The organism is Solimonas terrae (assembly GCF_011067135.1).
GTDB classification, from domain to species: domain Bacteria; phylum Pseudomonadota; class Gammaproteobacteria; order Nevskiales; family Nevskiaceae; genus Solimonas; species Solimonas terrae.
In genome coordinates, this window is the sequence record NZ_JAAMOW010000002.1 from 269,264 (window position 1) to 291,301 (window position 22,038).

The window sequence follows — 22,038 nt, forward strand, 5'->3', positions numbered from 1 at the left end:
CGCTATCGTTCCGCCATTGCGGCAATGATCGGAGCGGTGCGCATGGGGACCATGGACGTCGGTGAAGAAGCGTTTCCGGTGGCGGTTACGGCAACGGATGCCTTGCGCTCGTTCGGGCAGATCGTGCTGCGCATACAGGACGAGGCCGGGCAGGAGAAGATTTTCTGCCTGCCGCCGATACGCGCCGCCTGGCTGATCGCGCAGCTCGAAACGGCGATGCGGCTGCCGGATTGAACCCCGCTCGCGAACCGCACATGCTCCCTTCGGGCGCAATGTGTCGACCGCCTTCCATGCCCGCCGGTCGCGTCCCATCCGAGCTTCGTAACCGTTTGTAACGGGTGGGCTTTCCTTCAGGGCGAATTCAGTTGGCCGGGATAGCTTGATGCTCGTAGATCGGCATCCTGTCCGATCGTTTCGGAGCATTCCATGTACAAGTCGCTGCTGGTTGCCGGTCTGAGCGCCGGCCTGTTGACTGGCCCGGCGTTCGCCGGCGGCTACGGTTACGGCGATCGGGACTACCGCGGTGACGGCTACGACGCGCCCGAATACGCGCGTGTGGTCAACACGCAGCCCGTGTACGAGAGCGTGCGCGTCGACGAACCCCGTCAGGAATGCTGGAACGAGCGCGTCGCGTATCGCGATACGCGCTATGACGCGAATGTCACGGCCGGCGGCCTGATCGGCGCGGTGGCCGGCGGTGTCATCGGCCACCAGTTCGGCGGTGGCGGCGGCCGCGTCCTGGCCACGGCCCTCGGTGCCGTCGTCGGCGCCAACGTCGGTGCCAGCACGGCGGCGGCGAACACGCCGTACACGGAGCGCAGCGGTTACCAGCAGCGCTGCCGCCAGGTCTCGGATACGCATTACGAGGACCGCGTCGCAGCCTATGACGTCACCTATCGCTATGGCGGCCGCGACTACACGACGCGCATGCCCTACGACCCGGGCGACCGCATTGCCGTCGACGTGAACGTGCAACCCCGCAGCTACTGAGCCGGACGCACGCGGGCCGGGCATCCTGCCCGCGCTCGCGTGCAGGTTCGCCGGGCGCGGTTCGCCTGCAGCCGAAGCCGATCGCGCATTTCGTCAGCAGCGCTCGAAGCGCAGCCTGCGCATGCGGTCCATGTTGAGCCAGAAGCCGCGGACCTCGCCGTCGCGGCGATCCAGCGTCAGCGTCGCCGGCAAGGGCAGGGGAAATTCCGGAATCGCACGGAATCGCCCGCAGCCGAAGACATCATCGGCAAACGCTTCCAGTTCCCAGTGCGCACCGCCGCTCATGGGCAGAAGGTCGAGCACCAGCCTGCCATCGTCGAGGCGGATTTCGACTTCCTTGGCGAACTCCGCGTGGCGATAGCGCCCGCAAGGGTTCGTGGCCAGTTCGGCGATCGCCGGTGGTATGGCGGGCAGACGCTCGAATCGTTCGAGTTCGCCGCAGATGTGCACATCGAGAACCGGTGGTGGCGCGCCATCGGTGGGCGGTTTGCGAATCTCGACGGAACTCGAAGCACCGGCCGGTCGCGCCAGCCCTGTACCGCTGGCGCGAAGCGCACCGGCCGGTGCGTGATGCACGGAAAGCAGCAGCGTTTCGGCCTGCTGCGGCTGCGGTCGCACGGCCTCGATCGACAGCAGGGTCTGCGATTCGCGGCTGAACCAGCGACCGGCCAGTGCCGGGTGATCGGCAGCCGCCGCCGGCGCGGTTTCGGCTGCGAGTCCTTCCTCGCCCAGGACGGCTTCCATTGCCTGAAGTGCAAGCACCTGCGCAGCGGCGTCCATCCGGTTGCTCATGATCACGATGTCGAGTTCGTGTGCGGGCGCGATGAGCATCTGCGATTGCGCGCCCATCGTCGCGCCGGCGTGATGGATGATGTCGACACCGCGTAGCTGCTCGCGCATGAGGCCGAGCCCGTATCCGATCGTGGTGCCGTTGGCAAAACGCTGCGGCTCGAGCAGGCGTTTCCGGATCTCGTTGCCGAAGATGCTTTCGTCGGTGCCGCGCAGATGCGCCGTCCAGCGCAGCATGTCGTCGACGGTCGACACCAGCCCGCCGGCGCCGAGCAGATCGTCCGAAAAGAAGATGCCGCGCCGCCAGGTGTCGCCGACGGCGAGGTGCAGCGTTGCCATGCCGCGCACGATGTCGAGATCGCTGCGCACCAGCATGGTGTTCGTCATGCCGAGCGGCGCGAGCAGGCGACGCGTCACGAAGTCGTTCCACGACAGCCCGCCGAGGCGTTCGATGATCAGCGACAGCAGTGTGTAGCCGTCGTTGTTGTAGGCCAGACGCGTACCGGGTACGAAGTTGAGACTGCGGAATTTGCGGAGAATCTGGATCGCCCCGCCCGGCGGCGTATGGCCGAAATAGCCGCCGTTTGCGAGCAGCGCCGCTGCCGACGTATCGGGCAGACCGCCGGTGTGATGCATCAGCTGCAGCAGCGTCGGCTCGCCGCAGCAATTGTCCAGCTCCGGCAGATAGGTCCGCACCGGATGGCTGATGTCGAGCTTGCCGTCCTGTTCCAGCAGCAGGATGGCCAGGCAGGTGAAGTGCTTGGTCGTCGAGCCGATGCGCATCAGCGTCGCCGGCGTGTTTGCCACCGAATGCTCGATGCTCGCGAGGCCGAAGCCGCGCCGGTAGATCAGGGCCCCGCGATGGCGAACGCCGACCACGAGTCCGGGTGCGTCGCTGCGATTGTATGGTTCGAACAGCGTGTCGAGACGCTGGCGGACGGATGGTGTGTTCATGAGGGATAGTCGGTCTTGCCGGTTTATGACCAGTTGGTTATATTTAGTTTACGACCAATAGGTCATATACGTAAACCAGGGGGCGGAAATGCCGGCAGGACGGACGGTTTCAAGCGGGTCTGCAGCACGAGCTCAGGGCGGCCGGCCACGGAAGATCGCCGAAGGCGCGCTCGTGGCGGCGGCATTGCGGGTGATGGAGCGCGAGGGATATTCGGCGCTGACCATACGTGCGCTCGCGCAGGAGCTGGGGATCAGCCATTCGACGCTCTACAACTATGTCGAGCGGATCGAAGACATCGAGGCCCAGGCGCTGCAGCAACTGACTGCGCAATTGCCGCTGCCGACCGCAACGACGGCACCCGCCCTTCGCGCGGAGTTGCTGTCCTATCTGCAGGCAGCGCTGCGCCTGTTGATGCAGCACCCGGGGGTCCTGTTTCCGCCGATCGGCACGGTCTCCTGGAAAACGCTGCATGCGATCGGCGAGCGATGGGTGCATGCGCTGATTCCGTACGCTGCGGACGAGAAGACCACGCGTCTGGCGGTCGGCGCTCTGGTCGCGAGCGTCGTCGTCCAGGCCGAGCGCGTGCGCGTCTACGGGCCGACCGGCGTGGCGAAGCAGCTCAAGACGCTGGAAGCGCAGGGGCTGGCTTCGCTCGAGGACATTCTGGATTCGATGATGGATCTGGTCCTGCCGGCGCTGAGACCGAGCACAGAAAACAAGCCAGGACATACGAAGGACAAGCCGTGATGATCGAAACCCGCAAGCCACATCTGCCCGCAGCGCTGCTCGCGATCCTGCTGTTCGTTGCGCCGGCCGCGGCGCGTGCCCAGGACGCGCACGCGACGGCGGCATCGAATCCGACCACGGAGACGAGTCCGACCACGGAGTCCACCGGGACGTCGGCGGCGCCATCGGTCCAGCAGACGGATCAAGCGGCCGATCAGGCGGCCGAGCCGTCGCCGGCCGCGACCGCGGGCGACGAGCCGCTGCCGGTGATCGCGCTGCCGGCTGATCCGCCGCCTGCGGTCGCGTCGACAAGCAGCGACGCGCCTCAGCCGATCGCCGAAGTGATCGTCACCGCGACCAAGCGTGCCGAACCGGTCCGCAACATTCCGGCGACGATCGCCGTCCTGAAGGGCGCGGATCTGGAGCGCGAAGGCGTGCAGGACATCGACCAGATCGTCACGCGCGTGCCGGGCGTGAACCTCACGGACGACGGGCAGGGGCAGGCCAAGCGCGTGACGATCCGCGGCATTTCCGCCGACGTCAATGCGAACTTCACGACCGGCACGCTGCTCGGCGACATTCCGTTCTCCGATCCGTTCGTGCCGAAGGTGCAACTCGATCCCAATCCGTTCGACATGGCGACGGTGGAAGTGCTGAAAGGGCCGCAGGGCACGCTGTTCGGCGGTTCCGGCCTGAACGGGCTCATTCGCTATGTGCCGGAAGCGCCGCAGTTCGACGGCTTTCACGCGAAGTACTACACCCAGTACAGCGCGTATCCCGGCAATGGCGGTGACGGCTGGAGCTACGGCGCCATGGTGAACGCGCCGTTCGCCGACGACACGGCAGCTGTACGCCTGATGGGCTTTCACCGCCAGGCGCCGGGCTTCATCGACAACAGCTTCACCGGCGAGCGCGATGTCAACAGCCTGACGCAGTACGGCTTGCGCGGCATCGTCGCATGGAAGCCGAGCGAGGATTGGAAGATCTCCCTGCTCGGGACCACGCAGAAGACGACGCAGGACGATGTTGCGTTTGCGGACAACCGCGATGGCAAGCTGCAGCGCGGCAACACGCCGCGACCGAGTCCGTCGGAGAGCATCTACAGCCTGGGCAATATCGCTGTCGAGGGCAGTCTTCCCTGGGCTGATCTCGTCTCGCAAACCTCGGTCTTCAAAAAGCAGTTCGATGTGTTCATCGACTCTTCGCGCATCGCGCTGGGCGGTCATGTGCCGCTGCTTTCTGCGGTCGACCACAGTCAGAGTCACGGTTTTTCGCAGGAGCTGCGGCTGCTGTCGGCGCCGAGCGACTCGCCCTGGAAGTGGCTGGTGGGTGCGTTCTACTTCGACACGCGTCTGAAGGATTGCGCCGAAGCGGGGGCCGCCGAGGACCTGCCCGGTCTGCCGGTTCCGTCGGTGCTTGAAGGCCTGCTCGCGAATCCTTGCCCCGGCAACGCAAACAAGCTGCAGGGCTCTCTCGACATCGCGCAGTTGCTGGGCGATGTGGATGTACGGGAAGAAGCGCTGTTCGGTGAGCTGACGCGGGCCTTGGGCGATGACTGGGACGTGACTGTCGGCGCGCGCGGTTACCGCACGAAGTCCGGCGGCACGGTTTCGACGGCGGGGCTGCTCTATTCGGCACAGAACGCCGGCTTCCCGGCGCATCACGATGCCGACGTGTCGGAAAACGGGCTGAGCCCCAAGGCGTCGGTCGTGTTCCATCCGACGCGGGACTTCCGCACGTATTTCACGGTGTCTCGAGGCTTCCGCTTCGGCGGCCCGCAGCTGGGGGCGTCGACGCCGACGACGAATGTTCCGGCCGTCTACAAATCCGACTCGCTGTGGAACTACGAACTCGGTTTGCGCAGCGACTGGCTGGACCGGAGCCTGCGCCTCGACGCATCGGCCTATTTCATCGACTGGAAGAATCCGCAGGTTGCGCAGATATCGAACGACAGCCTGGTCACGTTCATCGACAACGTCGGCGGCGTGAAGGGTCGCGGCGTGGATCTGAGTTTGCGCTACGCGCCGCCGTTCCTGCGTGGCCTGAGTCTCGAAACGATGGTCGCCTTCAATCGCACCGAGACGACGGCGTCGTTCGACTCGGCATCCGGGCAGACCATTCCGCCAGGTTCTCGCTGGCCGCTGTCGCCGCACTGGCAGACTTCGACGACGCTGGCCTATGCGTTTCCCGTCGACGACTGGCTGCTGGGTGCTTCACTGCGACACACCTATATCAGCAAGGCCTGCAACACGATCGAATGCACGGCTCAGGTGTTCGGCTATCGCACGCTCGATCTGAATCTGTTCGTGAACGGCCCCGACGGCAGCTTCTGGCCGCAGCTGAGCCTGTCGCTCAACAACCTGACCGACGAACGCGGCTACAGCAACATCACGATCAGCCCGACCCTCGGTGAATCCGTGAACTACATTGCGCCGCGCGCCATCGTGCTGCGACTCGGCGGCAACTTCTGATCGAGATCGACATGCAAGAAACCAAGATACGCGAAGGTGTCGCCGACGTGCCGGGTGCACGGCTTCGATACCGGCTTGCCGGCACGCCAGGCGCGCCGCTGCTGGTGTTCGAGAACGGCTGGGGCGCATCGTATGAAATGTGGACCTGGATAGAGCGCGAGCTGGCGCCGCATGCGCAGCTGCTGTTCTACAACCGGGCCGGCATCGGCGGCAGCGAATTGCGGGCGCCGCAGACCGTAGCCGGCCTGAGTGCGCAGTTCGCGGCATTGCCGGCCGTACTCGGGCTGCAGGGCCCCGTGATCGCGGTGGGACAGTCGTACGGCGGCCTGATGTGTTCGCTGCACGCCGCGCAGATTCCTGCGGTGCTGGAATCGGTGATCGAAATCGATCCGACCCCCGAGCGAGCGCATCCGCATGTCGATGCCGGGCTGCGCCAGATTCACAGGATCGTCGCGGTGTTGAAGCTGTGTCTGCGACTGGGTTTGCCGAACGTCGTGTTTGGTCCGGCGATGAAGAAGAGTCTGCCGGCAGCCGAAGCCGCGACGCTGCTGCGCGTGTCGCTCGGCAACGGCGCTTCGCTGGATGCGGCGCGCGAGGAGCTGGGTCTGCTGGACGACATCCGCGCGGCAATTGCGGCGGCACGGCCAGGCGATTTTCAGCGTCTGCTGATCGGCGCCGGAACGGTGTCGGAGCCGGATGGTGTCCTCGGCCGGCTTCTGGTCAACTCCGGCCTCGCGCGCAAGACGTTCGAGACCAATCAGGCGCTGCAGCGCGAGCGTACGCAGCAGGACCCGGGCTGTCGCTACATGAGCCTGCCGTACGACCACGGCGGGCTGGTATTCGGACACGACGGCGCACGCGCGACGGCGGCAGCGGTGCTGGCGTATCTGCGCGGCCCCCGGGCTTGAAATGAAGACGCTGCGCAAGCCGGCGGAATGCCGGCGATGAGGATCTACTGCGCCTTGCTGTCGTCGGAAACCAATACGGCGGCGGTGGTTCCGACCGGCGCCGCCGATTTCGAGCGCATGGACGTCCATCGTGGCGATGCGAGCGGGCGAGATCCGGCCGGGGTGGGTTCCTTCCATGCCGAGCTGAAGCGCCTCGCCGCAGCCGACGGGCATGCGGTGATCGAAGGATTGAGCGCCTACGCGCAGCCTGCCGGGCCGACGATCGCTTCGGTCTACGAACGCTATCGAGACTGGATCATCGAGGACCTTGAGGCCGCGCTGCCGATCGACGCGGTCGTGCTGTTCCTGCACGGCGCGATGGTTGCCGACGGCTGCGACGACTGCGAGGGCGATCTGATCGAACGCGTTCGCGGCGTGGTCGGGCCCGCCACGCCGATCGGCGTCGAGCTCGATCTGCATTGCCACCTGAGCGAGCGCATGTGTGCGCATGCGGATGTCGTCGTCTGCTACAAGGCGTATCCGCACACCGATACCCTCGAACGGCTGCAGGAGGTCTACCGGCTGATCACGAGGCAGGCGGCCGGCATGATCCGGCCGGTTGCCGCCGTGCATGATTTGCGCATGATCGGGCTGTGGCACACCACGAGCGAACCGATGGCGTCGTTCGTGAAACGCATGCAGTCGTTCGAAGGCAGCGATGGCATCCTGTCCGTATCGCTGGGGCACGGATTTCCCTGGGGCGATGTGCCGGACTGCGGCGCCAAGCTGTGGGTGATCGCCGACGGCGACCGGGCGAAGGCGGAAAGGCTGGCACGGCAGCTGGGCGAAGAATTCTGGGCGCTGCGCTCGCAAACATCCCGGGCGCCGGTGTCGATCGACGACGCGCTGCAGCAGGCGCGAGCGGCAACTTCAGGGCCGATCGTGTTCGCCGATGTTGCCGACAACGCCGGCGGCGGTGCGATGAGTGACAGCACGTTCATCCTGCAGGCCATGCTGGACGCCGGCATCACCGATGCCGTCATCGGCACCTTCTGGGACCTGGGCGCGGTCGCGCTGTGCCAGAGCGCAGGGGTCGGTGCCAGGCTCCAGCTGCGCATCGGCGGCAAGTGCGGCCCGCTGTCAGGGCAGCCGGTCGATGTTGCGGTCACCGTGAAATCGATCGTCCCCGATCATGCGCAGCATGCGCTCAACATGCGCTGGTTGCTCGGCACCGGCGTCTGGGTGCAGACCGACAGCGGCATCGACATCGCACTGAATACGGTGCGCTCGCAAGTCCTGTCGCGGGAGGTCTTCGAAGGCCTCGGCATCGCGTTGACGACGCGCAAGCTGATCGTCGTCAAATCCGCGCAGCACTTCCACGCCGCGTTCAGTCCGATCGCCACGCGCGTCGTCTATGTCGGCGCGCCCGGATCGGTGAGTCAGGACTTCGCCGCCATGCACTTCGTCAATCGTGACAACCGGTTCTGGCCGCGCGTGGAATTCCCGCGCGGCAGGCCCGACGCCGCCGTTGGCGTCGACAGGTCCTAGTCGCGAGAACCGTTCGGTCCACCGCCATCAAGCGATCCTTCCCGGCGCAAGCCTGCAACAAGCCTTCCCCGTGAGCCATCAGACCATGACCTCGTCCGCCGTCCAAGCACCCGTCGCCCGGCTCGTCCTGCGCGCGCCCTATCTGATCTTCCTCGCCGACATCCGGGAAACAGGCTTCGCCAAGACCGGACTCGGCATTGCGCAGTGGTGTCCGGAAAAATGCGTCGGCCAGTTGCGTCTGCCGGGCTGTGCCGTCGATGCGCGGTTGCCGGACTTGGACATCGCCGCGGCCAGGGCGGCCGGTGCCAGGAGCCTGATCCTCGGTGCAGCGCCGATCGGCGGCGACATCAAGCCGAACTGGGTCGAAACGCTGTGCCGCGCGGCAGAGGCCGGTCTCGACATTGTCTCGGGTCTGCACCGGCCGTTGTCACGCATTCCCGGGCTTGCGGACGCCGCCGCCCGCGGTGGTGGCCGGCTCGTCGAAGTGCGCGTGCCGCCGCCCGACATTCCGATCGCATCCGGCCGAAAGCGCAGCGGTCTTCGGCTGCTGGCCGTCGGCACCGATTGCGCGGTCGGCAAGAAATACAGTGCGCTGTCGATTGCCCGCGAGCTTCAGCGGCGCGGCTTGCCGGCGACGTTTCGGGCGACCGGCCAGACCGGCATCATGATCGCCGGCGAAGGCATGCCGATCGACGCGGTGGTCTGCGACTTCACCGCGGGCGCGGCGGAAATCCTGTCGCCCGACAATGCGGCCGACCACTGGGACGTCATCGAAGGGCAGGGGTCGCTGTTCCATCCGGCCTATGCCGGCGTCAGCCTTGGTCTGCTGCATGGCTCGCAAGCGGACGCCATCGTGGTCTGCCACGAAGCGGAGCGCGAGCAGATGGCGGGTTACGCCGGCTATCCGGTTCCGGATCTGCAGGATTGCATCGATCTGCATCTGCAGATGGGACGGCGGACCAATCCTTCGATTCGCTGCGTCGGTGTCAGCATCAACACGGCGCGCTTGCCGGCCGACCGGCGGCGCGCCTATCTCGAACAATGCGCGCGGCGCACCGGCATGCCGTGCGTGGACCCGCTGGTCGAAGGTCCTGCGGCTATCGTCGATCGGATGCTCGGGGTCTGCGCATGAAGCGCGAGCTGGTGCTTGGTGTCGAACGCTGGCCATGCCGGCAACCGTTCCGCATTTCCGGACAGACCTGGACGGATGCCGAAGTCGTCGTCTGCGAGATTCGCGAAGCCGGCATCAGCGGCCGCGGCGAAGCCGCCGGTGTCTACTATCGCGGCGAAGATGCGGCATCGCTGTGCTCGCAGATCGAGGCGATCGGAACGCAGATCCGCGACGGTGTCGAGCGGCAGGCCCTGCTCGAGTTGCTGCCGTCCGGCGGCGCGCGCAATGCGGTCGACTGCGCTTTGTGGGATCTGCAGGCCAGGCGCACGGCGCGCTCGGTTCGCGACCGGCTCGGCATTGCCGATGCCGGCGTCAGCACGGTCTTCACGATCGGCCTGGAAAGCACGCCGCAGGCGATGGCCGACAAGGCCGGCGCCGCGTCCGATCGGCCGAATCTGAAGATCAAGCTGGACGCGGACCGACCGGTCGAGCGCGTCGCGGCGATCCGCGCGGCGCGCCCCGATGCGCGCCTGATCGCCGACGTCAACGGTGGCTGGTCGTTCCAGCAGCTCAAGGCCTGGGCGCCGGCGTTGAGCGAGCTCGGGCTGTCGCTGCTCGAACAGCCGCTGCCGCGAGGCGGCGATGCGGAGTTGGAAGGCTACGACGCCCCGCTGCCCTTGTTTGCCGACGAATCGTGCCTCGACCTGTCGGAACTGCCGCTGGCCGCCGAACGCTACGATGGTCTGGTCATCAAGCTCGACAAGGCCGGCGGCCTGACGGCGGCACTGGCGCTGGCCGCGCAGGCCAGGGCCCGTCGGATGCAGCTGATGGTCGGCTGCATGGTCGCGACCTCGCTGGCGATGGCACCGGCGCATGTGCTGGCGTCGCTGTGCGACTTCGTCGACATCGACGGTCCCCTGTTGCTGGCCAGCGATCGCGCCATTGGCCTGCGCTACGACGGCGCCAGCGTCACGGTTCCGCATTCCGGGTGCTGGGGCACTGCGGACTAGGGTCTGTCAACGCTAATGGCGTCACTGTGGCCGAGCTTGTCTTGCCGCAGCGCAAGGAACGGGGAGAGCGATGTACTTGATGTACATGAGCGACGAGAGACGCCGCGCTGCGGCAAAACGGCCCGGCCCCTTCGGGGTGGCGCCTGGCAAGCCGCCGTGCGGCGTTGCGAGCCGCTTCCCGGGGATTGCCCAAGTGCGCGTCTCGCGCCTTGCCTGGTGACTTGCCAAGCACCACCACAGCGACACCATTCGCGTTGACGGGCCCTGGCGCAGCGGCGCGATGTCCGCGGTGCCTGCGGTCGACGGGCACCGATGCTGCGGGCTGCGGCTCAGTCGCCGCCGGGTGTGTCGTCCGAATTCGTCGGTCGCGGCGCGAGGCGTGTCGTGTAGACCGGCTGGCTCATCGAGATCGAACTGTGAACTTCCTGCACGCCGTCGATGCGCGAGAGTTTCTGCCAGACGAAGTTCTCGTACTCGTTGATGTCCGCAACCAGAATCTTCAGCAGGAAATCGACGGGGCCCATCAGGGTGTGGCATTCGATCACCTGCGGGCAGGCGCGCACGGCATCGATGAACTGCGGCAGCACGTCGACGCCGTGACGGCCCATCTTCACCGACGCGAACACCATGATGCCGAGCCCGACCTCGCGATGGTCGAGCAGGGCAACGCGTGCGCGAATCGCGCCGCGTTCGGTCAGGCGTTGCACGCGCCGCCAGACCACCGTTTTCGAGGAAGCGACCCGCTCGGCGATCTCCGCGATCGGGGTCGTCACGTCGTCCTGCAGGGCATCGAGGATGCGGATATCGAGGGCGTCGAGTTTCAGGGACAATTTTCTTCATCCGTTAATTTATCGGGAACATTTTTCCGACATTGAGCGGAAAAAGGCAAATATAAGAACGGAATTCCGGCTCCGTGAAAATAGAATTGCGGTTCTGATCCGCGCCATCCAGGCGCGCAGGAAGACGAGGAAATCCCGTGTTCAAGCCTCACAGCAGCGAGTGCCGTGGCGTCCGCGGTGCGCGTGTCGAAATCGCGTTGCGCGCGTCGCGCGGTGCCGGGTACCGGTCATGAAGACGATGCTCGATCTCCACGTTCCGGAGCCGCCGGCCCGTCCGGGTGAAGCACCGGATTTCAGCGCGATGCAGGTGCCGCCGGCCGGCGTCGTGCCGAGGCCGGACATCGATGCGCCAGCCAGTGATCTGCGCGAATTGCCGTTCGAGCTGATCCGCGTGCTCGACGACGAAGGGCGCGCCTGCGGCGAATGGAATCCGCAATTGCCGGCGGACACACTGCGGCGTGGTCTGCGCGCCATGCTGCTGACGCGGACCTTCGACGAACGCATGGTGCGTCTGCAGCGGCAGGGCAAGACCTCGTTCTACATCAAGAGCACGGGTGAAGAGGCGATCGGCGTCGCGCAGGCGCTGGCACTGAATCGCGACGACATGTGCTTCACCAGCTACCGCCAGCAGGGTCTGCTGGTGGCACGCGAGTGGCCGCTGGTCGATCTGATCTGCCAGATCTTCAACAACCGCAAGGACCGCCTCAAGGGGCGTCAGCTGCCGATCCTGTATTCAGTGCGCGAAGCCGGCTATTTCTCGATGTCCGGCAACGTCGGGTCGCGCTTTCCGCACGCGGTCGGCTGGGCGATGGCGTCGGCGTACAAGCACGACACCAAGATCGCGTCGGCGTGGATCGGCGACGGCACCACGGCCGAAGGCGATTTCCACTACGCGCTGACGTTCGCGTCGGTCTATCGCGCGCCGGTCATCCTCAATGTCGTCAACAATCAGTGGGCGATCTCGACGTTCCAGGGCATCGCCGGCGGCAACGAGGCACCGTTCGCATCACGCGCGATCGGCTACGGCCTGCCGGGCCTGCGCGTCGACGGCAACGATTTCCTTGCGGTTCATGCGGCGACGCGCTGGGCCGCGGAGCGCGCGCGCCGCAACGGCGGGGCGACGCTGATCGAGCTGTTCACCTATCGCGCTGCCGCGCATTCGACCAGTGACGATCCCACTAAGTACCGCCCGCAGGATGAAGCGTCCGCCTGGCCGCTCGGCGATCCGATCGAACGCCTCAAGCAGCACCTGATCGTGCTCGGCGAATGGAGCGAAGCGCAGCACACCGCACTGCAGGCCGAACTCGAAGCCGAGGTGCAGGCGGCAGTCAAGGAAGCCGAGCAGTACGGCACCCTGCACAGCGAAGACAGCGATCCGCAGACCATGTTCGAGGACGTGTTCGAGAGCGTGCCGCCACATCTGCAGCTGCAACTCGAAGAACTGCGGAGCATCGGCTCATGAGCAGCATGAACATGGTGCAGGCGCTGAACTCGGCGATGGACGTGATGCTGACGCGCGATCCCGATGTGCTGATCTTCGGCGAAGACGTCGGCTATTTCGGCGGCGTGTTCCGCTGCACGGCGGGACTGCAGGCCAAGCATGGTCGCCGTCGCGTGTTCGATGCGCCGATCGCCGAGGGCGGCATCGTCGCCGCCGCCGTGGGCATGGGCGCCTACGGCCTGCGGCCGGTGGTCGAAATCCAGTTCGCCGACTACATCCTGCCGGCCTTCGACCAGCTGGTGTCGGAAGCCTCGCGCCTGCGTTACCGCTCCGGCGGCGAGTTCACCGCGCCGATCACCGTGCGTTCGCCCTGCGGCGGCGGCATCCACGGCGGCCAGACGCACAGCCAGAGTCCGGAGGCGCTGTTCACGCATATCTCCGGCCTCAAGACCGTGATGCCGTCGAACCCGTATGACGCCAAGGGGCTGCTGATCGCGGCGATCGAGGACAACGATCCGGTGATCTTCCTCGAGCCGAAGCGGCTCTACAACGGTCCGTTCGACGGCTATCACGATCGGCCGCTGCAGCCCTGGGCGGCGCATCCGGCTGGCGAAGTGCCGGACGACTACTACCGCATCGAACTCGGCAAGGCCGCGATCGCGCGCGCCGGCGAGGCGGTGACGGTGCTGACCTACGGCACGATGCTGCACGTCAGCCTCGCCGCCGTCGCCGAGTGCGGCATCGATGCCGAAGTCATCGATCTGCGCACCCTGTTTCCGCTCGACATCGAGACCATCAGCGCCTCGATCCGCAAGACCGGGCGCTGCGTCATCGTCCACGAAGCCAGCCGCACGTCCGGTTTCGGCGCCGAGCTCGGGCAGTCGGTACAGGAGCAGTGCTTCTTCCATCTCGAGGCGCCGATCCTGCGCGTGACCGGCTGGGACACGCCGTATCCGCACGCCCAGGAATGGCAGTACTTCCCGGGGCCGAAGCGCGTCGTGCATGCGCTCAAACGCGTGATGGAGGACTAGGCGTCATGGGTCAGTACCTGTTCAAGCTGCCGGACGTCGGCGAAGGCATTGCCGAATCGGAAATCGCGACCTGGCGGGTGGCTGTCGGCGACGTGGTCGGCGAGGACCAGCCGCTGGTCGACATGCTGACCGAAAAGGCCGCGGTCGAGATTCCGTCGCCGGTCGACGGTCGCATCGTCGAACTGCGCGGCAACGCCGGCGATCGCATCGCGGTCGGCGCCGTGCTCGTCGTCATCGACACCGACACGGCTGCTGCGGCCGTCGCCGATGGTGGTGTGGCGGCAAGCCCGCCTTCGACATCGGCGCCACCCGTCGCCGCTGCTGAAAGACCGGCAGCGACGGTCGCGGCACCGGCTGTTGCCGCTCGCGGCAAGTCGCAGACCTCGCCGGCGATCCGCAAGCTGGCACGCGAACTCGGCATCGACCTGCAGCAGATCAAGGGCAGCGGTCCGCGCGGCCGCGTGATGCGCGAGGACGTCCGGGCTGCGGTGGCGGCACCGACACCGACATCGGCGCGTGCCGAGCCGGATGTGCCGGCCGGGATCGAGTCGATTCCGGTCATCGGCATGCGACGGCGGATCGCCGAAGCGATGCAGCGATCGACGCAGCGCATTCCCCATTTCTCGTATGTCGAGGAAGTCGACGTCACCGAGCTCGAAGCACTGCGCGTGCATCTCAACGAGACGCAAGGCGGTGCGCGCGGCAAGCTGACGCTGCTGCCGTTCCTGATGAAGGCCATCATCAAGCTGCGGCCGCGCTTCCCGCAGATCAATGCCAACTACGACGACGAGGCCGCCGTGCTGCATCGCCACGCGGCGGTGCACGTCGGCATCGCCACGCAGACGCCGCAGGGTCTGATGGTGCCGGTCGTGCGCAATGCGCAGACACTCGATCTCTGGGCGTCGGGCGCGGCGATCCGCCGGCTGGCCGACGCCGCGCGCAGCGGCAAGGCAAAGCGCGAGGAACTGAGCGGTTCGACCATCACCATCACCAGCCTTGGTGCGATGGGCGGCATTGCGTCGACGCCGATCATCAACGCGCCCGAAGTGGCGATCGTCGGCGTCAACAAGATGCTGCAGCGGCCGATGCTCCGCGGTGGCTCGGTCGTGCTGCGGCAGATGATGAATCTGTCGTCGTCCTTCGATCACCGCATCGTCGACGGCTATGACGCGGCCGAGTTCATACAGGCGATCAAGGGCCTGCTCGAGCATCCCGCCACGCTGTTTCTGGACTGAGCGCGCATGGACAGCATGAAAGCTTTCAGGGACGGCGCCGGTCGCGGCGATGCCGAGGCCGTCGATCCACCGTCCGCGTCGGGGCTTGAAGGATACGACCGCTCGGAGGACCCGGCGGCGGCGCTGCGCCTGTTGTCGCGGCGCGAGCTCGAGACCTTCGATCTGGTCGTCAACGGCCGCACCACGAAGGAGATTTCCACCGTGCTCGGGATCTCCAGACATACCGCCGATCATTACCGGCGTCGGGTGTACGAGAAGCTCGGCGTGCAAGGGGTTGTCGGCATCGTCCGCTATGCCGCGCGCGCCGGCTGGTTCCGCTGCGGTCTGGAAGCCCCGTCGCGACGCGACGCGACTCACCGCGCAGTCTGAGAGGCGCCGACGCAGAGCGGACGCTTTCCGTTTCCGGGTGCGCGAGTGCGGCATCCGCAGGCCGCCCGCACGAAGCGGATGACAGGCGCGCCGCCTGCCCTGTTCCTGGCGCGTGGCCGTCGGCGGTGCCGCGCGGCGGCATTCGTCACGCGGCCGCGTCGGCGCCCCTTCGTGACGCGGCAAGCCGGCGCAGCAGTTGTTCGGGACAGCTGCGCCGCTGGCCGACACGGCGGGCGATGGCAGCCAGCAACAAGCACCATGGCGGCATGGAGCCGCCGCCGGACTCGCCGCCGAACTCGGTGCTGCCATCCGCCGCTGCCGCTTTCGGTGCAATCGTCGGCAGATCGACATACGAGCCGTTCTGTCCGACTGCGACATTGACCATGCCGAGTGGCGCGTCCGGTGCGGCATCCGGAACATCGCCGCTCGACAGTGAAATACGAATCGAATGGCCCTTGAGAAAGCGCCAATGCATCGGCCAGATGTGCACCTGCATTGCGTACGCCGTGCCCGGCGTGATCGTCTCGAGGTGATCGTTGCCGCGGTAGTGGCTGGCCTTGAGCCAGCCGGTGGCGACCTGATTGACGGTTCCGTCCGGCAGGACATCCATGATGCGCGCAACCAGATTGCCGTCGGTGGCCGAGAAGCTGACGTTCAGATGCACCTCCGTGGCGCCGGCAATGACCGTGTCTTCGGCCAGCGGCAGGCTCGTGAAGGCGAGTCGATAGGGTGCGGCGTCGGCCAGCGCCTGGTTGACGCCGCCGGGTGCGGTCCCGCTTGCCGGGTCCGAGCCGACATCCAGGGGATTCACCACCCAGGCGAGCTTGCCGCTGTCCGCGGATGTTTCGGCCGTCAGCGAGCGGTCGGCGGTGAAGTACCAGCGCGTGGTCTTTACCGCCGGTGGCGGCCAGTCCGTGAACTGCTGCCAGCCGCTGCTGTCGGCGTCATCCGGCATCTCGAAACTGGTGATCTTGCGGCGCGGCAGCGGCGCCGACGGCAGATGCTTGAGCCAGTGGTCGTACCAGGCCAGCTGATGGGCAGTCGGCGCGAGCGTGCCGACGGCGCTGCTGCCGTCGTAGGCCGCATGTCCCCAGGGGCCCAGCAGCAGCCAGACATTGTCCTTGCGCGCCATGTAGTTTTTCGTGGTGCCGTCCTTGTAGCGATCGTTCCAGCCGTCCACGATCAGGGCCGGCACCGTGAACCGGTCCCAGCGCGGCATGACGCTGCGGTCCATCCAGAACTGGTCGTACAGCGGATGTGCGCTGTAGTCGATCAGCGTGTTGTCGAGATTGCCGATCAGTCCGCCCAGCGGATTGCTGCCGCCGATGCCGGTCACGCCGACCGCCAGCGGCTGGTAGAGGATCGACAGATTGCGGATGCCGCCGTGGTAGATCGTCTGCTCATACCAGTCCGCGAACGACGAGTCCGGCACGATCGCCTTGAGATGCGGCGGATGGTACGACGCGACCATGTTGGTCGTGTGCCCGCCATAGCTCGCGCCCTGCTGGCCGATGTTGCCGTCCGAAAACGCCTGCGCCGCAAACCATTCGATCAGATCGTAGTTCGCCTGCGTGGAGATCGGCCCGAACTGATCGACAGTGCCGGGCGAACTGCCGGCGCCGGGCGGATCGCAGACGGCGACGTTGTAGCCGTGCTCCGGGAAGAAATCGTATCCGCCCTGCGCCTCGGTGACGACGTTGAGCAGGTGATAGACCTGGTAGTCGATGACGATGCCGGGAAATCTTCCGTCGACCGCGACCCCTCCGACCGCCGGCCGGAACAGCGTGCAGACGATATAGCTGTCGGCACCGCCCGGCACATGGACGGGCACATGGACGTCTGCGGTGCGGGCCACCGAGTCGTAGTCCGCGGGGCGCTGATACGAGAAGAACGGATCGTCCAGCGCCTGTGGTGCCGCGCGGACGGAAGCCGTCACCAACAGCAGCGCCGCGCAGCACGGCCATCCCGTTCGGCGCGGCAACCCGGCGCCGAACCTGGCCGGGACAAACCTGGCAAGCGTGGACATTGCTTCGCTCTCCCCCCGCATCGACGCCTCTTTCATGAACTGCGTATCGCGATGCCATCCTGCACCCTGAACCGGCGCGCGGTCGCGGTCCGGACCCGGTCCGAGGATTGTCCTTTCATATCCAGCCGATCCTCGCGGCATAACGGACGAGCGCGACGATGCCCTTGAGTTCGAGTTTCTCGTGGACCTTGCGGCGCAGATGCTCGGCGGTTCTGGCACTGATGCCCAGCGCTGCGGCAACCTCGTTGGTGGTCAGGCCGCGCACCAGCAGATCGAAGGCCTGCACTTCGCGGCGGGACAGCGAAAGCAGGCGATCGGTCGAGATCTCGGATGACCGCCTCGCGGTCAGTTGATGCGCTGATAGGCCGTGACGACACATGCTCCACCCAGTCCGAGATTGTGTTGCAGCGCCAGCTGCGCCTTGTCGACCTGACGCGGTCCGGCCTTGCCGCGCAGCTGCTGGACCAGCTCCGTGCATTGCGCGAGGCCGGTCGCGCCCAGCGGATGTCCCTTCGACAGCAGGCCGCCGGACGGATTGGTGACGATGCTGCCGCCGTAGGTGTTGTCGCCGTCCTCGACGAATTTCTCGGCGCCGCCGACCGGGCACAGGCCGAGCGATTCGTAGCTGAGCAACTCGTTGTGCGCGAAGCAGTCGTGCAGTTCGACGACATCGAAGTCCGAGGGGCCGACGCCGGCCGCTTCGTAAACCTGCGTGGCGGCGTTGCGCGCCATGCTGAAGCCGACCAGCTCGCGCATGTCACGCTTCCCGAAAGTCACGTCGGTATCGGTGGTCATTGCCTGCGCGATGATCTGCACGTCCGCCGACAGACCGTGCCGGCGCGCATGGCGTTCCGAGCAGAGCACGGCGGCGGCGGCGCCGCAGGTCGGCGGACAGGCCATCAGACGCGTCATCACGCCCGGCCACATGATCGGCGAATTCATCACGTCGTCTTCGCTGACGACCTTGCGGAACAGCGCCATCGGATTGTGCTCGGCGTGACGGCTGGCCTTCGCGCGGATCTTGGCGAAGGTTTCCAGACGCGTGCCGTATTCCTGCATGTGCGCGAGCCCCGCGCCGCCGAAGTAGCGCAGTGCCAGCGGAATCTCCGGCTGACCGACCAGCTCGTTGGCGAGCGTGTCGAACGGGTCGAAGGGACTCGGCCGATCGGTGAACTGGCTGGCCAGCGCGCCGGGCTGCATCTGCTCGAAACCCAGGGCCAGCACGCAATCGACCGCGCCGCTGGCGATGGCCTGGCGGGCCAGGAACAACGCCGAGGAGCCGGTCGAGCAATTGTTGTTGACGTTGACGACCGGAATGCCGGACATGCCCACTTCATAGAGCGCGCGCTGTCCACAGGTGGAGTCGCCGTAGACGTAGCCGACATAGGCCTGCTGAATCTGCGGGTAGTCGACACCGGCGTCCTGCAAGGCCAGCCGGGTCGCGGTCGCCCCCATCGCGAAATAGCTTTCCGAGGCGCCCGGCTTGAGGAAGGGGATCATTCCGACGCCGGCGACACAGACTTTCTGTTGCATGAGATGACTCCGTCAGAGGTGAAAGACAGGGGCGGTGCTCAGTGCGCGCTTTCGCGCAGTGGCAGGAATGTCGGTGCGCTGCGCGCCTGCAGGCTGCCGTCGTCTGCGGTGCTGTAGAGATCGCGCGCGCGGTTGTGGGGATGCTGCGCCGCTTCGGCGATGCCGAGCACCGGCGCAAAGCACACGTCGCTGCCTTCCAGCAGCTCGCACCAGTGCGCGCGCGGCTGGCTGCGGAAGCGTTCGGCGAAGCGCGCCTTCAGCTGTGGCCACGCGCTCCGGTCGTATTGGCCGGCCGGGTCGACGTCGTTCAGCGACAGCTTCTGCAGCAGCAGCGCGTAGAACTGCGGTTCCAGTGCGCCGATCGTGATGTGACCGCCATCGGCACAGCTGTAGACATCGTAGAACGGCGAGTCGTGGAACGGGCTCGGCTGCGGTCCGTCGAGTTGGCCGCTGGCGCGGATGCCGAGCGCCAGCGACCCGAGCATCGCCACCACATCGATGATGGCGCCGTCGACCACGCGACCGCAGCCGCTCGCGCGTGCGGCCAGCAGGGCGCTGACCATGCCGAAGGCCAGACCCAGCGCACCGCAGCCGTCGCCCATGACCGTCGGTGCCGAAATCGGCGCCTGTCCACGATGTGCGGACAGCGACAGCACGCCGGTCAGCGCCACGTAGTTCAGATCGTGACCGGCCGCGGATGCCAGCGGCCCGTGCTGGCCCCAGCCGGTCATGCGGCCATAGACCAGCTTCGGGTTGCGTGTCGCGCAATCGGCCGGACCCAGGCCGAGGCGTTCCATCACGCCCGGCCGGTTGCCTTCGATCAGCGCGTCGGCGCCGGCGATCAGATCCATCGCTTCGGCGACTGCCGCCGCCTGCTTGAGGTCGAGCGCAAGGGTCTGCTTGCCGCGCTGCAGGGGATTGGCCTCCGCAATGCCCAGCTGTTGCTGCACCGCGCCGATTTGCGGCCGCGTGACGACGATCAGCTCGGCGCCCATGTCGGCCAGCATGCGTCCGGTCAGCGGACCGGGGCCGAGGCTTTCGAACTCGATGACCCGCAGACCTGACAGCGGTGGTGTCACGAGAACAGGGTCCTCGCGATCAGGTCCTTCATGATCTCGGTCGTGCCACCGTAGATGCGCTGTACCCGTGCGTCCGCGTACAGCCGCGCGATCGGATATTCGATCATGTAGCCGTAGCCGCCGAACATCTGCAGGCACTCGTCGACGACCTTGCACTGCTGCTCGGAGCACCACCACTTGGCCATGTAGGCAGCGTCGTCATCGAAGTTGCCGTCGACCAGGCGCTGGATGCAGTCGTTGACGAAGCAGCGCGCGACATGCGCCTGCGTCGCGCACTCGGCGAGCTTGAAACGCGTGTTCTGGAAATCGGCGATCGACTGGCCGAAAGCCTTGCGTGCGCGCGCGTAGTCGACGGTGATCGCGACCGCGCGTTCCATGATCGCGACCGCCGGCACCGCCAGCATCAGGCGCTCGTACGGCAACTGGCTCATCAGCTGCACGAAGCCGTGGCCTTCCTCGCCGCCGATCAGATGTGCGGCCGGCACGCGCACACCGTCGAACGAAAGCTCGGCGGTATCGGAAGCGTGCTGGCCGAGCTTCTCGAGACGACGGCCGACGCGGAAGCCCTGGAGGTTTTCGGTTTCCAGCACGATCAGCGACACGCCGCGGCTGCCCGCGGCACCGGTGCGTACCGCGACCACCAGCAGGCTCGCGGTGTAGCCGTTGGTGATGAAGGTCTTGGCGCCGTCGATGATGTAGTCGTCACCGTCACGCCGGGCGCTGGTGCGCAGCGCCTTCAGGTCCGAGCCGCAACCGGGTTCGGTGAGGGCGATGCCGGCCAGCATCTCGCCGCTGACCAGCTTCGGCAACCAGCGCTGCTTCTGCGCTTCGGTGCCGTAGTCGAGGATGTAGTGCGTGGCGATCGAATGCACGGCGGTATTCGCCGGAATCTCGGCGCGCGCAAGCTCGTCCTGCACCATCAGCTGGTACGACAGCGGTGCGCCGGCGCCGCCGTAGCGCTCGTCGAGTTCCGGCAGCAGGAAACCCATTTCCCCGAACGGTCGCCAGACCTCGCGCGGGATGTAGCCCTGTCGGCGCCAGCCCTCGAGATGCGGCGACAGCTCGCGGGCGATGTAACGACGGACCTGCTCGCGGAACGACTCGATCTCCGCGTTCATCCACTGATGCTGATACGGTGCGGGCAACATGCTCAGATGCCGGTCAGGCCGCCGCTGCACATCAGGGTCTGGCCGCTGACGTAGTCGGATTCCGGCGTGCAGAACAGATAGACCGAGCCGGCCGCTTCGTCGGTGGTGCCGGCGCGGCCGAGCGGAATGCTCTTCTCGAGCACCTGCAGCAGTTCCTTGCTGACGCCGATCCTGATCTCGCGGCCTTCGATGTTTGCCGTCGCGCCGGCGCCGGCGCTGGCCGCCGTCAGACGCGTCTCGATGAAGCCGAACGCCACGCAGTTGACCGTGGTGTTGAGGCGGCCCCATTCCTTGGCCAGTGTCATCGTCATGCCGATGATGCCGGCCTTGCCCGCAGAGTAGTTGGTCTGGCCGGGATTGCCGAACATGCCGGCCACCGACGAGATGTTGACGACCTTGCGCACGACGCGCTGGCCGGCGTCGGTCTCTGCCTTCACCAGCTTGCGAATCACCGGCTGCGCGGCGCGCAGGATGCGGAAGGGTGCGGTCAGATGGCAGTCCATCATCGCGTACCACTGTTCGTCCGACATCTTCTGGATGACGTTGTCCCAGGTGTAGCCGGCATTGTTGATGAGAATGTCCAGGCCCTGGTACTGCTGTACCGCAGTGCCGATGAAACGGTCGGCGAAGTCGGGAGCGGTGACGCTGCCGATGCAGGCGACGGCGTCGCCGCCCATTGCCTTGATCTCGGCGACCACTTCGTTGGCCGGCCCGGCATCGAGATCGTTGACGACGATGCGCGCACCTTCGGCGGCGAGCTTGAGCGCGGTGGCGCGGCCGATGCCGCGGCCCGAGCCGGTGATCAGGGCAATCTTTCCATCCAGTCTTGCTTTCACTTGCGACGGTTCCT

General features: G+C 66.5%; 20 protein-coding genes. 12 read left to right on the top strand and 8 right to left on the bottom strand.

The genetic code is table 11. The annotated features are described in order from the left end of the window. Positions 1 to 42: 42 nt before the first annotated feature. On the top strand, positions 43 to 234 hold the full coding sequence (locus tag G7Y85_RS04835) for a hypothetical protein (RefSeq protein WP_166252635.1): 192 nt from the start codon (positions 43 to 45) through the stop codon (positions 232 to 234). A gap of 192 nt (positions 235 to 426) precedes the next feature. Continuing rightward, complete coding sequence (locus G7Y85_RS04840) at positions 427 to 990, top strand: glycine zipper 2TM domain-containing protein (RefSeq protein WP_166252639.1); 564 nt, start codon at positions 427 to 429, stop codon at positions 988 to 990. 93 nt (positions 991 to 1,083) lie between these two features. Here the strand turns inward: G7Y85_RS04840 and G7Y85_RS04845 are convergent, their stop codons facing one another. Continuing rightward, entirely contained in the window at positions 1,084 to 2,733 is a 1,650-nt protein-coding gene (locus tag G7Y85_RS04845) for a serine hydrolase domain-containing protein (protein WP_166252642.1), read from the bottom strand. A gap of 172 nt (positions 2,734 to 2,905) precedes the next feature. On the opposite strand from G7Y85_RS04845, the gene G7Y85_RS04850 reads away from it, so the two are divergent. The 6 genes from G7Y85_RS04850 to G7Y85_RS04875 all read left to right on the top strand — a co-directional run bounded on the left by G7Y85_RS04850 (position 2,906) and on the right by G7Y85_RS04875 (position 10,487). Next, entirely contained in the window at positions 2,906 to 3,481 is a 576-nt protein-coding gene (locus G7Y85_RS04850) for a TetR/AcrR family transcriptional regulator (protein WP_166252645.1), read from the top strand. Beyond that, positions 3,481 to 5,931 (top strand): TonB-dependent receptor, encoded by a 2,451-nt coding sequence (locus tag G7Y85_RS04855; RefSeq protein WP_241696032.1) that lies wholly within the window; start codon positions 3,481 to 3,483, stop codon positions 5,929 to 5,931. The genes G7Y85_RS04850 and G7Y85_RS04855 overlap by 1 nt, the downstream gene beginning before the upstream one ends. A gap of 11 nt (positions 5,932 to 5,942) precedes the next feature. Beyond that, entirely contained in the window at positions 5,943 to 6,839 is an 897-nt protein-coding gene (locus G7Y85_RS04860; protein ID WP_166252651.1) for an alpha/beta fold hydrolase, read from the top strand. 36 nt (positions 6,840 to 6,875) lie between these two features. Beyond that, the gene (locus G7Y85_RS04865) at positions 6,876 to 8,366 is read left to right on the top strand and encodes a M81 family metallopeptidase (RefSeq protein WP_166252654.1); all 1,491 of its coding nucleotides are present in this window, start codon (positions 6,876 to 6,878) and stop codon (positions 8,364 to 8,366) included. A 70-nt stretch (positions 8,367 to 8,436) separates the two neighbouring features. After that, positions 8,437 to 9,498, top strand: coding sequence for an N-acetyltransferase DgcN family protein (locus tag G7Y85_RS04870; RefSeq protein ID WP_206675500.1), 1,062 nt, complete (start codon positions 8,437 to 8,439; stop codon positions 9,496 to 9,498). Next, positions 9,495 to 10,487 (top strand): enolase C-terminal domain-like protein, encoded by a 993-nt coding sequence (locus G7Y85_RS04875; protein ID WP_166252656.1) that lies wholly within the window; start codon positions 9,495 to 9,497, stop codon positions 10,485 to 10,487. The genes G7Y85_RS04870 and G7Y85_RS04875 overlap by 4 nt, the downstream gene beginning before the upstream one ends. 329 nt (positions 10,488 to 10,816) lie before the next feature. On the opposite strand, the gene G7Y85_RS04880 is transcribed toward G7Y85_RS04875, so the two are convergent. Beyond that, positions 10,817 to 11,317, bottom strand: a complete 501-nt coding sequence (locus G7Y85_RS04880; protein WP_166252659.1) for an Lrp/AsnC family transcriptional regulator — start codon at positions 11,315 to 11,317, stop codon at positions 10,817 to 10,819. 238 nt (positions 11,318 to 11,555) lie between these two features. Here G7Y85_RS04880 and G7Y85_RS04885 point away from each other — a divergent pair, with 238 nt between their 5' ends. The 4 genes from G7Y85_RS04885 to G7Y85_RS04900 are packed head-to-tail and all read left to right on the top strand — an operon-like array spanning position 11,556 to position 15,402. Continuing rightward, entirely contained in the window at positions 11,556 to 12,788 is a 1,233-nt protein-coding gene (locus G7Y85_RS04885) for a thiamine pyrophosphate-dependent enzyme (protein ID WP_166252662.1), read from the top strand. After that, complete coding sequence (locus G7Y85_RS04890) at positions 12,785 to 13,798, top strand: alpha-ketoacid dehydrogenase subunit beta (RefSeq protein WP_174839737.1); 1,014 nt, start codon at positions 12,785 to 12,787, stop codon at positions 13,796 to 13,798. Before G7Y85_RS04885 ends, G7Y85_RS04890 begins: the two co-directional genes overlap by 4 nt. A gap of 5 nt (positions 13,799 to 13,803) precedes the next feature. Then, complete coding sequence (locus G7Y85_RS04895; protein ID WP_166252665.1) at positions 13,804 to 15,033, top strand: dihydrolipoamide acetyltransferase family protein; 1,230 nt, start codon at positions 13,804 to 13,806, stop codon at positions 15,031 to 15,033. Between the two features lie 15 nt (positions 15,034 to 15,048). After that, the gene (locus tag G7Y85_RS04900; RefSeq protein WP_166252668.1) at positions 15,049 to 15,402 is read left to right on the top strand and encodes a response regulator transcription factor; all 354 of its coding nucleotides are present in this window, start codon (positions 15,049 to 15,051) and stop codon (positions 15,400 to 15,402) included. Between the two features lie 145 nt (positions 15,403 to 15,547). Here G7Y85_RS04900 and G7Y85_RS04905 read toward each other — a convergent pair whose 3' ends face one another. From G7Y85_RS04905 to G7Y85_RS04930, 6 genes are all read right to left on the bottom strand, one after another. Further along, complete coding sequence (locus G7Y85_RS04905; protein WP_166252671.1) at positions 15,548 to 17,338, bottom strand: CocE/NonD family hydrolase; 1,791 nt, start codon at positions 17,336 to 17,338, stop codon at positions 15,548 to 15,550. A gap of 205 nt (positions 17,339 to 17,543) precedes the next feature. Next, the gene (locus G7Y85_RS20235; RefSeq protein WP_241696006.1) at positions 17,544 to 17,807 is read right to left on the bottom strand and encodes a LuxR C-terminal-related transcriptional regulator; all 264 of its coding nucleotides are present in this window, start codon (positions 17,805 to 17,807) and stop codon (positions 17,544 to 17,546) included. Next, positions 17,774 to 18,961: a lipid-transfer protein gene (locus tag G7Y85_RS04915; protein ID WP_166252677.1), complete on the bottom strand. Its 1,188-nt coding sequence runs from the start codon at positions 18,959 to 18,961 to the stop codon at positions 17,774 to 17,776. The genes G7Y85_RS20235 and G7Y85_RS04915 overlap by 34 nt, the downstream gene beginning before the upstream one ends. 38 nt (positions 18,962 to 18,999) lie before the next feature. Next, on the bottom strand, positions 19,000 to 20,040 hold the full coding sequence (locus G7Y85_RS04920) for a CaiB/BaiF CoA transferase family protein (RefSeq protein WP_166252680.1): 1,041 nt from the start codon (positions 20,038 to 20,040) through the stop codon (positions 19,000 to 19,002). Further along, positions 20,037 to 21,188 carry an acyl-CoA dehydrogenase family protein gene (locus G7Y85_RS04925; protein ID WP_166252683.1) on the bottom strand — a complete coding sequence of 384 codons (1,152 nt, stop codon included), beginning with the start codon at positions 21,186 to 21,188 and terminating at the stop codon, positions 20,037 to 20,039. The genes G7Y85_RS04920 and G7Y85_RS04925 overlap by 4 nt, the downstream gene beginning before the upstream one ends. Positions 21,189 to 21,190: 2 nt before the next feature. Then, positions 21,191 to 22,024 carry an SDR family NAD(P)-dependent oxidoreductase gene (locus tag G7Y85_RS04930; protein ID WP_166252686.1) on the bottom strand — a complete coding sequence of 278 codons (834 nt, stop codon included), beginning with the start codon at positions 22,022 to 22,024 and terminating at the stop codon, positions 21,191 to 21,193. Between the last annotated feature and the right edge of the window lie 14 nt (positions 22,025 to 22,038).

Coding starts and splice junctions, on each gene's coding strand:
- G7Y85_RS20235 (WP_241696006.1), bottom strand. CDS start 17,807: ATGTGTCGTCACGGCCTATCAGCGCATCAACTGACCGCGAGGCGGTCA.
- G7Y85_RS04860 (WP_166252651.1), top strand. CDS start 5,943: ATGCAAGAAACCAAGATACGCGAAGGTGTCGCCGACGTGCCGGGTGCA.
- G7Y85_RS04895 (WP_166252665.1), top strand. CDS start 13,804: ATGGGTCAGTACCTGTTCAAGCTGCCGGACGTCGGCGAAGGCATTGCC.
- G7Y85_RS04890 (WP_174839737.1), top strand. CDS start 12,785: ATGAGCAGCATGAACATGGTGCAGGCGCTGAACTCGGCGATGGACGTG.
- G7Y85_RS04875 (WP_166252656.1), top strand. CDS start 9,495: ATGAAGCGCGAGCTGGTGCTTGGTGTCGAACGCTGGCCATGCCGGCAA.
- G7Y85_RS04845 (WP_166252642.1), bottom strand. CDS start 2,733: ATGAACACACCATCCGTCCGCCAGCGTCTCGACACGCTGTTCGAACCA.
- G7Y85_RS04900 (WP_166252668.1), top strand. CDS start 15,049: ATGAAAGCTTTCAGGGACGGCGCCGGTCGCGGCGATGCCGAGGCCGTC.
- G7Y85_RS04865 (WP_166252654.1), top strand. CDS start 6,876: ATGAGGATCTACTGCGCCTTGCTGTCGTCGGAAACCAATACGGCGGCG.
- G7Y85_RS04855 (WP_241696032.1), top strand. CDS start 3,481: ATGATCGAAACCCGCAAGCCACATCTGCCCGCAGCGCTGCTCGCGATC.
- G7Y85_RS04915 (WP_166252677.1), bottom strand. CDS start 18,961: ATGCAACAGAAAGTCTGTGTCGCCGGCGTCGGAATGATCCCCTTCCTC.
- G7Y85_RS04885 (WP_166252662.1), top strand. CDS start 11,556: ATGAAGACGATGCTCGATCTCCACGTTCCGGAGCCGCCGGCCCGTCCG.
- G7Y85_RS04840 (WP_166252639.1), top strand. CDS start 427: ATGTACAAGTCGCTGCTGGTTGCCGGTCTGAGCGCCGGCCTGTTGACT.
- G7Y85_RS04835 (WP_166252635.1), top strand. CDS start 43: ATGGGGACCATGGACGTCGGTGAAGAAGCGTTTCCGGTGGCGGTTACG.
- G7Y85_RS04925 (WP_166252683.1), bottom strand. CDS start 21,188: ATGTTGCCCGCACCGTATCAGCATCAGTGGATGAACGCGGAGATCGAG.